The organism is Janthinobacterium sp. PSRC1-1 (genome assembly GCF_049897525.1).
GTDB classification, from domain to species: Bacteria; Pseudomonadota; Gammaproteobacteria; order Burkholderiales; family Burkholderiaceae_D; genus Janthinobacterium; species Janthinobacterium tructae.
In genome coordinates this window covers 17326-30098 of the sequence record NZ_JAFCWK010000009.1, presented here as the reverse complement: position 1 = coordinate 30098, position 12773 = coordinate 17326, and the positions used below count along the sequence as shown (strand labels likewise).

The 12773-nt window shown below is 56.9% G+C and carries 9 protein-coding genes, 1 tRNA gene and 2 pseudogenes; 1 reads left to right on the top strand and 11 read right to left on the bottom strand.

Features of this window, described 5'->3' with window-relative positions:
* Positions 1-49 precede the first annotated feature (49 nt).
* The 5 genes from ACP7DW_RS19480 to ACP7DW_RS19460 all read right to left on the bottom strand — a co-directional run bounded on the left by ACP7DW_RS19480 (position 50) and on the right by ACP7DW_RS19460 (position 6362).
* Positions 50-409 (bottom strand): hypothetical protein, encoded by a 360-nt coding sequence (locus tag ACP7DW_RS19480; RefSeq protein WP_426056235.1) that lies wholly within the window; start codon positions 407-409, stop codon positions 50-52.
* Positions 409-2115 carry a tyrosinase family protein gene (locus ACP7DW_RS19475; RefSeq protein WP_426056234.1) on the bottom strand — a complete coding sequence of 569 codons (1707 nt, stop codon included), beginning with the start codon at positions 2113-2115 and terminating at the stop codon, positions 409-411. Before ACP7DW_RS19475 ends, ACP7DW_RS19480 begins: the two co-directional genes overlap by 1 nt.
* A gap of 67 nt (positions 2116-2182) precedes the next feature.
* Entirely contained in the window at positions 2183-4228 is a 2046-nt protein-coding gene (locus tag ACP7DW_RS19470; protein ID WP_426056233.1) for a multicopper oxidase family protein, read from the bottom strand.
* A gap of 395 nt (positions 4229-4623) precedes the next feature.
* The gene (locus tag ACP7DW_RS19465) at positions 4624-5496 is read right to left on the bottom strand and encodes a hypothetical protein (protein WP_426056232.1); all 873 of its coding nucleotides are present in this window, start codon (positions 5494-5496) and stop codon (positions 4624-4626) included.
* The gene (locus ACP7DW_RS19460) at positions 5475-6362 is read right to left on the bottom strand and encodes a hypothetical protein (protein ID WP_426056231.1); all 888 of its coding nucleotides are present in this window, start codon (positions 6360-6362) and stop codon (positions 5475-5477) included. Before ACP7DW_RS19460 ends, ACP7DW_RS19465 begins: the two co-directional genes overlap by 22 nt.
* 847 nt (positions 6363-7209) lie before the next feature.
* Between ACP7DW_RS19460 and ACP7DW_RS19455 the strand changes: the two are divergent.
* Positions 7210-7532 (top strand): annotated as a pseudogene (locus tag ACP7DW_RS19455) (transposase); the annotation flags it as partial.
* Here ACP7DW_RS19455 and ACP7DW_RS19450 read toward each other — a convergent pair.
* The 6 genes and pseudogenes from ACP7DW_RS19450 to ACP7DW_RS19425 all read right to left on the bottom strand — a co-directional run.
* A pseudogene (locus ACP7DW_RS19450) lies at positions 7533-7671 on the bottom strand (transposase); the annotation flags it as partial. It abuts the pseudogene before it with no gap.
* Positions 7672-7766: 95 nt separating this feature from the next.
* Positions 7767-8234 carry an STY0301 family protein gene (locus ACP7DW_RS19445; protein WP_319017233.1) on the bottom strand — a complete coding sequence of 156 codons (468 nt, stop codon included), beginning with the start codon at positions 8232-8234 and terminating at the stop codon, positions 7767-7769.
* 5 nt (positions 8235-8239) lie between these two features.
* On the bottom strand, positions 8240-8626 hold the full coding sequence (locus tag ACP7DW_RS19440; RefSeq protein WP_426056230.1) for a BPSL0067 family protein: 387 nt from the start codon (positions 8624-8626) through the stop codon (positions 8240-8242).
* A gap of 1002 nt (positions 8627-9628) precedes the next feature.
* Complete coding sequence (locus tag ACP7DW_RS19435; RefSeq protein ID WP_426056229.1) at positions 9629-10825, bottom strand: tyrosine-type recombinase/integrase; 1197 nt, start codon at positions 10823-10825, stop codon at positions 9629-9631.
* 304 nt (positions 10826-11129) lie between these two features.
* Positions 11130-11222: transfer RNA gene (locus ACP7DW_RS19430), tRNA-Ser, on the bottom strand.
* A 110-nt stretch (positions 11223-11332) separates the two neighbouring features.
* Complete coding sequence (locus tag ACP7DW_RS19425; RefSeq protein WP_035817435.1) at positions 11333-12580, bottom strand: aspartate kinase; 1248 nt, start codon at positions 12578-12580, stop codon at positions 11333-11335.
* Positions 12581-12773 lie beyond the last annotated feature (193 nt).

The window sequence follows — 12773 nt, the reverse complement described above, 5'->3', positions numbered from 1 at the left end:
CCTGGTAATCGAAGATGTCCGTGCCGCCAGGCACGCGAGGCTGCCGGACTTACGGCTGCATGCCGTCCCGGACCCACTGGTCGAACATGTCGATGCCTTCCTGCGGCATCGGCCCGTCGGGCGGCATGGGATGGGGCGCGGAGCGCACATACTCGCCCGGCTTGCCGTCCGGTTGCGGCAGGCGGTGCTCGGCGCTTACCCGCCACGTGCCGCTCGCACCGTCATAGTCGTAGCCATGCAGGGCCACCTGGATCTGGTAGTGAAAATCCTTGACGCTCGCATACTCGTTCAGGCGCAGCAGGCGCACGCCCGAGGACGAGGGGTTGTTCAGCTTGACCTTGTTCATGTCGGCGACATATTTGGAAAACAGGCCTTGCACATCGCGCTTGAAGCTTGTGGGCGCACTCATCATTTCACTCCTTCATAGCTGGGCTGTGGAGGCTGCCGGCGATCGACGATGGCGACCGACGGTGTGGAGAAATCGCTTTGCCGGATCAGGCCGCGCCCCTTGTCATTGGTGGTAATGGCCGTCGTGATGCGCCAGGTCTGGCCGCGCTTCTTGGGCACCAGGCTGTCGACGATGCCGGTGATATCGACGTCGATGGCGTAAGCCTTGTGCGCATGCGTGCCGGACAAGGCCCAATGACTGGTGCTGGTGATCAGGTAACGGTCGCGAAACTGCTTGTCGCCGAGCCGCACGGCCACGTTCGCAGGGTGCATATACACATCGGCCTGGAAACTGTAGTCTTCCATGGCATGGGCGCGCTCCAGGTGCAGGTTGGCGCGCTTGTCCCTGGCGACCGGCGCCCTGGCAATCGTATAGCTGCCGCTCAGGACGATGTCGGGCCGGGCCACCGTGCCATCGCTGGCCTCATCGCTCAAGAGGGCGGCGAACAGGCTTTTCTGGTTGTCGCCAAAGGCGAAACCGGCTTGCTGACGCTGGTCGATCAGCGCTTGCAAGTCCTTTTTCCGCACGAACTCGCCGCCATAGGTGGGCTGGAAGCCATACCCTTGCCTGATGGTGTCGAAGTAAATCCCGGCCTGCCCCATGTTCGCCGTATAGCTGCCCGAATCGCCGCGCTGGGGATCGCCATCGCCCGCATTCCAGCCGACGGGCCTGGCCAGGCCGGCATCCTGTTCGCTGCGCAGGAAGGTGCTGCGGCCACTGCCCCGGATGCCGCTGTCGCCATGCTCGTCCAGCCATTTTTCAAAGCTGTAATCGAGAAAATTATGGAAGGCGTAAAACAGCGGGTCCAGCCCTGCCGTGATGTTGTCGCCCATGTTGCCGCCCATGTAAAAGGCGTGCATGTGATTGTGGATGCGCGTTTCCAGGTTGCCACCACCGCCGCTGCCATACTCGTCGCCGCCGAAATCGTTCCAGTCCATGTAATAGATCTGGTAGCCCAGCAGGTTCGGCGAGGCCGTGGCCATGGAACTGTCGAGGCTACCCTTGATGCGGGTCGAGTCATACAGCGGCGAATCGACGTCCTCGAAGGCTTTCGGATAGCGCACGCCGCTGGGCTTGCGGGTGAAATTCCAGTACGGCAGCGCGACATTGCGCGTGCTCGGGCCCCGCTCGCCGTTCGGGTCGGCGGCCTGCAAGGCTTGCTCATAGAAATACAGCTGCGCCCGGTGCCATTGCAGGAAGGTATTTTTCTGGTGTTCGCACTCGCCCGGGAATTCCAGATGGGAATTTTCCTGCGTCGGCGGCTGGTCGAGGAAATAGGCGACATCGCAGCTGTTGCGCGACGGGTCGCTCAGCAGCCACTTCAAGCCCTCGCCAGGCAAGGACGCCTGGCGCTCATTGAACACATCGACGGAAGGACAGTTGTGCACCCAGGCTTGCCACAAAAAGCCGCGCCGATCATACACGTTTTCCTGGCTCTTGCGTTTCATCTCGCTCACCGCATGCTTGAATGCATCAAGCTCGGCAGGAGTGAGCTCATCGATGTTCTTGCGGTAGCGTACGACGCGCGCGCCGCCCTGCTCCGCCTGGGCCAGCAAGGCGGGGCTGCAACGGGCGACAGCCAGCGCGCCCGTGTCGGTGCCGGCCTGGACGCCGGCGCACGCCAGGCCAGCCAGCAGGGAAAAGGTCAAGGTTTTCATGCGTAACATGGGCAGATGCTCCAGAGACAGGTTAGGAGGGGCGCAAGCGCGGCAGTCGCGCTTGCGCCAGGAACGCTCAGTGGCCGTGTCCGCCCAAGTCGCCACCGCCCTTGCCATCCGGCAGCACTACCTTGACGTTTTGCATCATGCCCTGGTCTTCATGTTCGAGGATGTGGCAATGCAGCACGTATTCGCCGATGTAGCGCTGATAACGCGTGGCAATCTCGATCTTGTGGCCCTGCATCACCAGCAAGGTGTCTTTCCACGTGCCGATCAGATCCTTGTATTGCGCATCGACCGTGCCGCCGTCGGTGCGGGTGATGCCGATGATCTGGAAGGGGTTGACGTGGATATGGAAGGGATGGTTGCCATTCTTCGAAGCGAGCTCCCACATCTGCTCGGTACCCAGCACCAGCGTGTGGTCGACGCGGTGCGGGTCATACACGTACTTCATCTCGGGTGTCGGTGAGTCTTCAGGCTTGCCTTCCACCATGAAACGGGTCTTGCCGTCCACCGTGGCAATATTGAAGGTCGCATACTCTTTCGTCTTGCCGCGCATCGCATCTTTTGCCGCCTCGCTGAAACTGGCATGCGGGACGAACTTGCCGAGCTTGAGGCCATCGTCCAGGTCGCCAAGGATGGTGCTCTTCACGCTATCGGGCAACCGGGCGCCGGGCAAGCTCCTGACGGCATTGCGCAACTCGGCCAGCAGGAAATCGCGCGGCGACTCGCCCGCCCTGGCGCGGGCCGATGCCTTGGCGTTGGTCTTGGCGGCGATCACGCCGATCAGGCGCGTGTTGTTGACGTCATGCATGGTCGTCATGTTGTTGACGTTGGTTTCCGCATACACGCAATAGGCGCCCGCTTTCGGCAGCGAAAACAGGATATCGCTGCGGTAGCCCGGTTGCAGGTAGTTGAGCGTCTTGGGGATGATACGGTCGTGCGTCAAGCCGTCGCTGGCCACCTCGAACTGCGTGACGTCCTCGCCATCGCACAAGGCCATCACGTCCTTGTCCTGGTTGGCCACGCCGAGCGCCTGGAACAGCTTTTGCGGATCATTCGCGCGGCGGATGCGCAGCACCACGGACGCCTGGAAACCCGTGTCGATCAGGCGCCAGCGGTACAGGCGCTGCGTCTTCATCTTCAGCACCGGCTGTACCTTGCCGTTGACCGAGGTATAGCGGCCCGACTTCAGCCAGGCATTCGGATCTTCGACCTGATCGAAATCCTCGAGCACGCCCACCGCATCCTTGTCGCACGGCCTCGTCGGCGCCAGGCTGTTGCTGGGGCAGTCATACGGGATTTGCTGCAGCAGCATCACTTCGCCCGCGCTGCCGCCGCCATCATCGGGCTGGAATTGTTTCAGCATCACATCGAGGTCGCCATTCGCCGTCGCCGTCGGATAACGCTCGCCTTCGACCACCAGCGCCCCGGCCATGCCGCTGGCGACCTGCATCGCCGTCGCGCCATGCTGGTGCGGGTGATACCAGAACGTGCCGGCCGGATGATCGATGGGAATATTGTATTCATACTCGAAATCCACGCCAGGCTTGATCGATATCAGCACATTGTCGCTATTGCCCGCAGGCGACACCCACAGGCCGTGCGAATGCAGATTGGTGTCGTTGAAGCAGCCGCGCGGGCGCGGCGCATTGATATCGGTGGTCGCGCACTGCTCGGCCGGCAGCGGCTTCAAGCGATTATGCAGCTTGAAGCGCACGGTCTGCCCCGGCGCCATCACCACCGTGGGCGCCATGAAGGTGGCCGCATGCTCGTCGCGCCCATCGAGCGCCAGGCCGTCCGTCTGCTGGTACGAGCGCAGGCGCACCTTGTCATGCTTGCCCGTGGTCGGGTTATAGATGCTGCCGCTGGCATAGCGGATGTACAGGTCATACGACTTTTCAAACTCGTCGCGCCTGCTCGCCGCGCGGCTGGCGGGCCTGGCGCGCGCCTTCAGTGTCGGCGGCTCCTGCAGCAGCCGCAGCTCGAGTTTGGGCACGGCCTTCAGATTCAGGTCGAGATTCAGATTGACGTTGGTTTCCGCGGCGAACGCGGCACTGCAGGCGAACGGCATGGCGGCCAGGCACAGCAGCGCGTGCCTGCGGGCAAGACGAGAGGACATGACAACTCCTTGATTGGACTCGGCAATGGAAGCATGGCGGGGCATGCGTATTTTTTTATTGGTAACATTGCTATTATCCATAATGACAAAGAGTCAATACTCACACTAAGTCACTTGTTGTTTTTATTGCTGAGGGGGCACTGATTGTGGGCTGATGCGATGGGAGCGCTTGCCGCTAGTGCCTGAGATGAGGGGATGGCGTTGGCCGCTGCGCGGTGGTTGGAGGACTCAGAAATAAAAAGAAACGTCGAAGCGATTTTTAAAAATTGCCGACAAAGAGAGGAAGTATGACAAAAGTATTAAAAAATAAAGAAAAATACTTCGCACTATCGCCTGATCTTGCTGTGCTTCGTCCCTATCACATTTTTAACGAAGCAAAATTGACAACAATATGATTACACAAAGAGTTCTAACGTGCGAACCGCTTCTTGCTTTGACTCAACCTCGATTGGACGCACGTTATGTTGGCTCGCGAACCACTTGAATCTGTCATTTGCGTCGTTCGATATCCTGCGGAGCTCACCAGCCACGTCCAGAATCGGTTGCCTATTAATAATTAAGATTGCCTCAGTCTTGGAATCTATGAACTTCTGGGCAGTAATCAGTTCAAGAATTTTGCTTTCTGCTTCCCGCTCCATGTATCGCGCTTGCCCAATTGTCGCAGGCAGACTGGTGAACTGCACGAGCCACTTTTCGTAGGCATAGTCCAAAACGACGCGTCGAGTTCCTTCTGGCGAGAAGGCTCTGAAAAAACGCTTGCGCCGCTCTTTAATATCGATAGAAAATTCGGCTTGAACGGACCTCAGAAAAGCCAAAGTTGTCGCCGACGATCTACGACTGTTGGCATCCATATCGAGTAAATCATCAACATCTCCCAATGCTGATACCATCTGTACGGCACCCGACAAAACTTGCTCTTCGGAAAATGCTTTGATCAAGCGAGGTTTGCCGATCGTAAATCCACCAAACGGCGCGTCAAGCTCCTCCAGCGTGAGGCCTGCAGCGAGCCGCAAAGTCATGAAATCAGCTACATGACTCAAAATTCCATGCGCTGAGCTGCCGCGAGCAATGCCAAGCATTGCCTTCAAGCGCTTGAGGGGAAGAATGATATGTGCAGTTGGCGCCAAGTCCGACATCCCAGGCTCAGGCTCAATCGCAACAAGCGCAGTTATACGTTCCTCACTCCCAGTCATCGGCTCCCAATAGACTGGAGAAAACCTCGCTGAGATTCTCGGCACATCAAAGTTTAGTCCGTATTCGATGTCCATAAATTTTCAGCGCTAGGTTGTTCAATGCGAGCTTGAATATGCTGCGCAAGTGCTGGCAAGCGTAGTTCAATTGCCGTCAAGAGTATAGCAGTGGTGGCAAAAATTTCTTGTATTTTCATATCTCCATGAAGCCATTTTCTTGACTCCGCAGACAATATGGACAGCTCCGCTTTGTGTCGTGAAAATTCGTTCGCTTGATCTGAGATGCCGTGATTACCGCGATGCCGATCAACCATTTGTGCCGCAAGAATATTGCATTTCGCATTAAAATTAACTAGTGCAGAACGCAAGTCGATGTCATCTGGATTTTTGCTAAAAAGGCCAACCGACATAAGTGCTCGATCATGATCAAATAGCCACCAGTTCGCCCCATCGAAGAGTGCATTTTGGTAATGCCGATCCTCATTTGCTACTAGTTCATCCCAAGCCGCACCACTGGGGCCAGCTTCGCTGGCACAAAGCTTACTCCAAACGAACTCTTCTGCTGCTGGATTGTTAGACGTTGCTTGAGCGAAGTAGGAATCAGGATTCTTGTATTCGCTCCCAATAAGCAAGATATGCTCACCTTTGATCGAGATCGGCAAAGTCGGTAAAAATTTACGAGGAGCAACTACCAATGCAGGCGCCGGAACTGGGAGCTTCAGACACTGCGCAGCCAAAGCACACGCAAGTTCTATGCTAAGAGAAAGATGACCATCAAGCCATTTAATGATCATCGGTTGTGCTCTCGGCATTGATGGCGTTGCTACTTGCGCACGCCAAACTGGATGGGTATGCGCCCCCTCAAGCTTGCTTGCTTCCGATATCAATGCATACACCTGCACTTGCTCCCCAACCTTAGATTGGCGTTTTGCATTTTTTTTCATTTTATGTCTTCAATTGCTCAGTTTGAGCGCATGCGACCTTTGCACGTCGTAATCGCCTCACCAAGCATCCATGACGCAAGAATCCGCGACGTTTCTTAAAACTGTACGCGGCATCACCGCATTAGCGTTTACGCCTATTTGAGCGCACATGATTATATGGAAATTATCAAAAATAAATCTATCCAAATGTTGCAAAATTCCGTTAATTAAACCACAACCTAGCCATATCACTTAACTTTATTGAATTTAGATATCTGATACACAACTAGACATTCAACACATACAGGTCACATTCAGGAAAAATCTGACAAACACAATGCCACCACAATGTATGAGGAAGCATTGCATCTATTCAACCTCGGGCAAAGAGTGAAAAACTCAATGGAGAGAACGTTAAGCACTGAGTGGGGATTGGTGATGTGGAGGGGGCGCTTGCCGCCAGTGCCTGAGATGAGGGGACGGCGTTGGCCGCTGCGCGGCCAACGTGCCGCGCGCAGCGCGGTGATTGGGCGATTCGGAGCGCCTTGCGCGAGTACGCGCAAGGCTTCGAATCCCACACGCAAAGCGCGCAGGCGCTTTGCTCGTCTCCGCAAGGCGGAAATGAAAAAACCCGCCGAAGCGGGTTTTTAGAAATACTGGCGGAGACAGTGTCCGTAGAACACCCCTATGAAATGCGACTCACTTTTGAGCGCTACCCCCCTGCCTACCCCCCTAGAACGACTGGGGTGGAAAGGTTGTTAGTCAATGGCAAAGTGAATCGCCAGGAGTCTGCCAGACAACCGCGAACTGAATCGCCACGACAATCGTAGACACTCCTGAGCCATAATCATGGGCACAAGGAGAAGGTATGAGCGGAAAGCGGTACACGGAGGAATTCAAAATTGCTGCGGTCAAGCAAGTAGCGCAGCGCGAGTACCCGGTTAGCGAAGTCGCAGAGCGGCTTGGCGTGAGCATCCATAGCCTTTACGCCTGGGTGAAACGCTATGGCGTTCCGGAGGAAGAGCGCAAGACAGTTGATGTCCAGACCGACGACGTGCGGCGCCTGAAAGCCGAGCTCAAGCGCGTCACTGAGGAGCGCGACATTTTGAAAAAGGCCGCGGTGTACTTTGCCAAGACGTCCGCGTAAAGTACACCTTAATTGTTGCGTTACAGGACCAATTCCCGGTGCGTGTTTGCGGGCGACCAGCGAGACGGTCATGCCCGGTTCGTATGTCTCACGCACCAGCGCCGCCTTCTCATCGGCTGACCAGCGCCTGCGGCGCTCCTGGCTAATCGTTACAACCTCGATTGTTTGCTTGTTCCTAGTCATATGCACAGTCCTATTCCTATCCGTAAGAATAGCGCATAGGCTGCGTCCGGTGAATCAGGGGGCTATTTCAGCAGATCGAGAAATTTCTCACGTCGTCATTTGCAATCGATTTTGACGTCGTTCTGCCCGACAAATTTTCCCTTGCGAGAAGTGATAACACAGACATTGGTGGCATCCGGTAATTGACGAGCGAGTGTCACTTGGTCAGCCTCGCCGTAGGTGCACGCCAACCATTTCCCATTAGGGAATTTTCCATCGATTTTGTAGGTGGATTCTGTTCCCTTCTTGCCATGTCGTTCCGTATCGCTTATGAGCTCGCCGAGCATTTCGGGTGGACCGCTCATCGGAGCGGCTCCGTGCAAATACAGCGGCGCGCTTACAAAGGTTTGCCAGCCTGCCGGGGTATCCCTCAGCTGTACCGACTTCTCTGAAATCGACGTGGGGCACTCCAGGACTGGAGGCGAAGCGAATACAGGTGGCGCCACCGCGAGCATAAGGGCTAGCGCGCAGCTGGCCGCCGATGCTACGCGGCGGACCAAATCTGGGTTTCTCTGTTGGTTCATGGGCATTACTCGATAACGAAAAAAGCATCGGCGTTGTTACTCGGATGGTTGAAATTGCCTTTTTTATCTTTGCCCAAAGACTGCAAGAGGCGCACTGAGATTTTTGTTTTTCCGGCCGCCTTCCATTGGTCTGCGACATAAATACCGTTGACGCCTTGGCGTATGTACAGGGCAGCGTGATTACCATGCCGATGGTTAGGATACCTGCCGTTGACGAAGGTCGCGATGGCCGTTCCGGCGCGCAACGTCGCGTTGCCTACAACGGCTTCACCTTGTCGCCAATGTGGTGTTGTGGGTGCTCCGGCATACTCTTGAACGAGCGCGACACATTGGTGGCTGCCTATCACGGGCTGACCTTTGAGCAACGACGCATTAGGATAAACGTAAGACATTCCGCCCTCCTGAGAATTGGGAATGTCTTGAATTTACGGCAATGAGAACTCAGCTCTTTGAACATAAACAAAAATTAGCGCTCTCAGGTGGAGGCCTTTGACCGACATCAAGCACATGCACTGAAAACCGCTTACGTCTATCAGCAGACCTGATGTCTTGAGGGTACCCCCCCCCCCCCCCCATTTCTAGAGCGCGCTAAAAGAACACGTTGAGCACGAAGTGCGAATAAGCAGGTGTGAAGTTAGCTAACCGGCCCGCCGGTTAGCTAACTTCACCTATCCTGCCCCGCTTCGCGCAGCGACTGAACCACTAAAATCGTCGGACGCAACGTCGACCAAACCCCTTTTTTGGCACGGTTGAAAGCAAATAAGGCCTTATAAGGCCTTATTTGTGCCATATCTGCTTTCAACCGTGGCATTTCAGGCTTTAACCGTGTCAGATTTGTGGTTCAACCGTGGCAGATTTGTGGTTTAACCGTGCAAGTTCCGCACGACATGAGGGCGATTAAATACCATAAAGAATCCTGTGCTGAACAACTGCGTGCCTGGCTCAAACGCCACCATCAGCGAAGCGCGGCCAGGAGCTCGTCGCATTTCTGGCCTTCAGCGACGATACCCGCAGCAACAATCAACTGGTGACGCCAGGACGGCGATCCGGTCTGCGCCAGTGCCGCCGTGCTGGTACCGATCCTGCCTCGCCCTTGAAGAGAAACACGTCCCAAGTGACTCCTTCCTCCACGCCAGAGTACCTTGGCGCGCCAACGCTCAACGAGGCGCGCTTCAGCGGCCTGCCTGAAGTGTCGGCAAGCAGCGGAAAATGGCGTAGCAGGATCTAAGCAAGCGCCAAGGAAGACACCTTCCTGGCCTCCGTAAGACTCCAGGGCCGCTTGCAGGCCTGGTTCAGGAACGCGTGCCAGCACGGGATGCGGACAGTGGCTGCAAGGCGCCTGAACACGCATGCCAGTCCTCAGCCCGCGCAAGGATACTCCATGGGGCATGCCATCACACGACAGACGGTGCGGGATTGGTGCAAAAGTCAGACCATGCCTGCATCAGCACGATACGCTTGTCGAACAAGTCGCCGCGCCGGTAGGCCGCTTCCACCCTGTCCGGCAAGCGGTGCGCCAGCGCATGCTCGCATACCTCACGTGAAAAGGCATTGGCCGCCGCCTCGGCGCACCAGTCACGGAAGGAAGAACGGAAACCGTGCACGGTGATGTCGTCAAACTGCATGCGGCGCAAGACTGCCGTCAAACTCATGTCCGACAACTGCGTGCCATGCTTGCGACCTGAAAAGATGATGTCCCCCTGACGCGGCAGTGCGCGCAGCAGCGCAAGCGCCCCACCAGAGAGCGGCACGCGATGCTCCTTGCCTGCCTTCATGCGCTGCGCTGGAATCGTCCACAGCGCCGCCTCCAGGTCAATCTCCGGCCAACGCGCACCCCTGACCTCTCCTGAGCGCGCAGCCGTCAGGATGGCAAACGCCAGCGCCCTGGCAGCAATCCCTTCCTGACCCGATAAGGCGGCCATGAATCTGCCGATCTCTTGCCACGGCAGGGCCGGTCGGTTTTTCACTGGAGAAACCTTGTTCGGATTGGCCAGCAGATTTTCCAGATGGCCTTTCCAGCGCGCCGGATTTTCTCCCTGACGAAAGCCGCTGACCGTTGCCCAGTCGAGTATGCATTCGATTCTGCCGCGTATGCGCGTTGCCGTCTCCGTCTTTGACAACCAGATTGCATCGAGCACCTTGACGACCAGGTCGGTCTCGATCGCCGCGACAGGCAGCGGCCCCACCAATGGGAACACATAGGCGGCCAGGGTGTTTTCCCACTGCGCCACATGTTTGGCATTTCTCCAGCCATGCCGGTGCGCCGCGATATACGACGCCGCACACTGTTCAAAGGTCATTTGACGCGCACGCGCCAGCATCCCGGCCTGTTTTTCCTGGCGGCGCATTGCCAGCGGATCGCGCCCTTCGCTCAGCAGCAAACGGCATTGCCGCGCCTTTTTGCGCGCCTCGACCAGATCGACTGCCAGACAAGACCCCAGCCCCATTTCGTGACGCCTGCCAGCTACGCTATAACGAAACAGCCAGCTCCTGGCGCCAGCGCCGGATACTTGCAGCACCAGGCCGCCGCCATCTCCGTAATACCCTGGCTCCCTGGCGCGACCGACGGCCAGCGCCGACAGCTTGTTCATCCTGATTGTCATGACACCACTCCCGCATTGCGAGAACCCGTACTAATTTTAGCGCGCGATCAAGCGCGTGCTGGCAACGACACTTGATCCCGCGCAAGGCCAGTTGCGGCAACAGCCGGGACATAACAGGATCGGTGACGTACGCTTGAAGGCAGCGCACACAGCCATTGCTACCCCCCAGCCTACCCCCCAGCAGATGCAGGATTGACGCGGCAGGCGGCGGACGCTGGCGGATGGATTTACGTGGTTTCTCCTATGAGGAGCGGAAATGAAAAAACCCGCCGAAGCGGGTTTTTAGAAATACTGGCGGAGACGGTGGGATTCGAACCCACGATACAGGTATAAGCCGTATGCATCCTTAGCAGGGATGTGCCTTCGGCCACTCGGCCACGTCTCCTAGCTGATTACTCAACTATGTCTCTGTAGCTAACTGCGCTGCAGCGACGAACGTCATAATATCGATTGCCCCCCCTTTGGTCAAGGGCGTGGGGCAATATTTTTAGATATTTAAGCTTTTTCCAGCTCGAACGCTTTATGCAGCGCGCGCACGGCCAGTTCCATGTACTTTTCATCGATCAGCACGGAGATCTTGATTTCGGAAGTGGAGATCATCATGATGTTGATGCCCTCTTCCGACAGGGTACGGAACATTTGCGATGCCACGCCAACATGGCTGCGCATGCCCACGCCGACGACGGACAGTTTCGACACTTTCGCGTCGCCCGTGATGCTGGCCGCGCCCAGCGATTCGCGGTTCGCTTCCAGCACGGCCAGCGCGCGCGTGTATTCGCCGCGCGAGACGGTGAAGGTGAAGTCCGTTTTACCGTCGACCGACTGATTCTGTATGATCATGTCGACTTCGATGTTCGCGTCCGCCACCGGTCCCAGGATGTGGTACGCCACGCCTGGGCGGTCGGGCACGCCGAGCACGGTGATTTTGGCTTCATCGCGGTTGAAGGCGATGCCGGAGATGACTGCTTGTTCCATGTTTGTATCTTCCTCAAACGAAATCAGGGTGCCTGAATTGGCTTCTATTTCCAGCGGCAACATCGGGTCGGTCAGCGACGACAGCACGCGCGTGGGCACGCGGTAGTTGCCGGCAAATTCCACCGAGCGCGTTTGCAGCACTTTGGAACCCAGCGAAGCCAGTTCCAGCATTTCTTCAAAGGTGATGGTCTTCAGGCGGCGCGCCTCGGAGACCACGCGCGGGTCGGTCGTGTAGACGCCGTCGACGTCCGTGAAGATCAGGCACTCGGCCGCCTTCATGGCGGCGGCGATCGCCACGGCCGAGGTGTCCGAACCGCCGCGGCCCAGGGTCGCGATATTGTCGTGTTCGTCGACGCCCTGGAAACCGGTAATGATGACAATCTTGCCCGCATCGAGGTCGCGTTTGACTTTTTCGTCATCGATCGACTGGATGCGTGCCTTGGTAAAGGCGGAATCGGTCTTGATCGCGACTTGCCAGCCAGCATAGGATACGGCTTGTTTGCCGATCGCCAGCAGTGCCATCGACAATAGGCCGACGGACACCTGTTCGCCTGTCGAGGCGATCATGTCAAGTTCACGGGGATCGGGTTGATCCATGATTTCCTTGGCCAGTCCAATCAGGCGGTTCGTTTCGCCCGACATGGCCGATGGCACCACCACGATTTGATGCCCAGCGTCGTGCCACTTGGCAACGCGCTTGGCGACATTCTTGATACGGTCAGTCGAGCCCATCGACGTACCGCCATATTTGTGGACGATTAAAGCCATAAGAGTGAAGTTTCCGCTCAAGAAGAATAAAAAAGGAGGGCTTTACTCTACATGCCGCAATGCAAAATAACAAGCTAAAAAGCGCATTAGCTCATACCGATTGCGCATATGGAAATAACCAATCCATGCAGTCCAGCCGGCTTGAACAGCCACTTGCCGGCCACCCCGAGAGTGGCCGTGGCGGCGGCCCTTA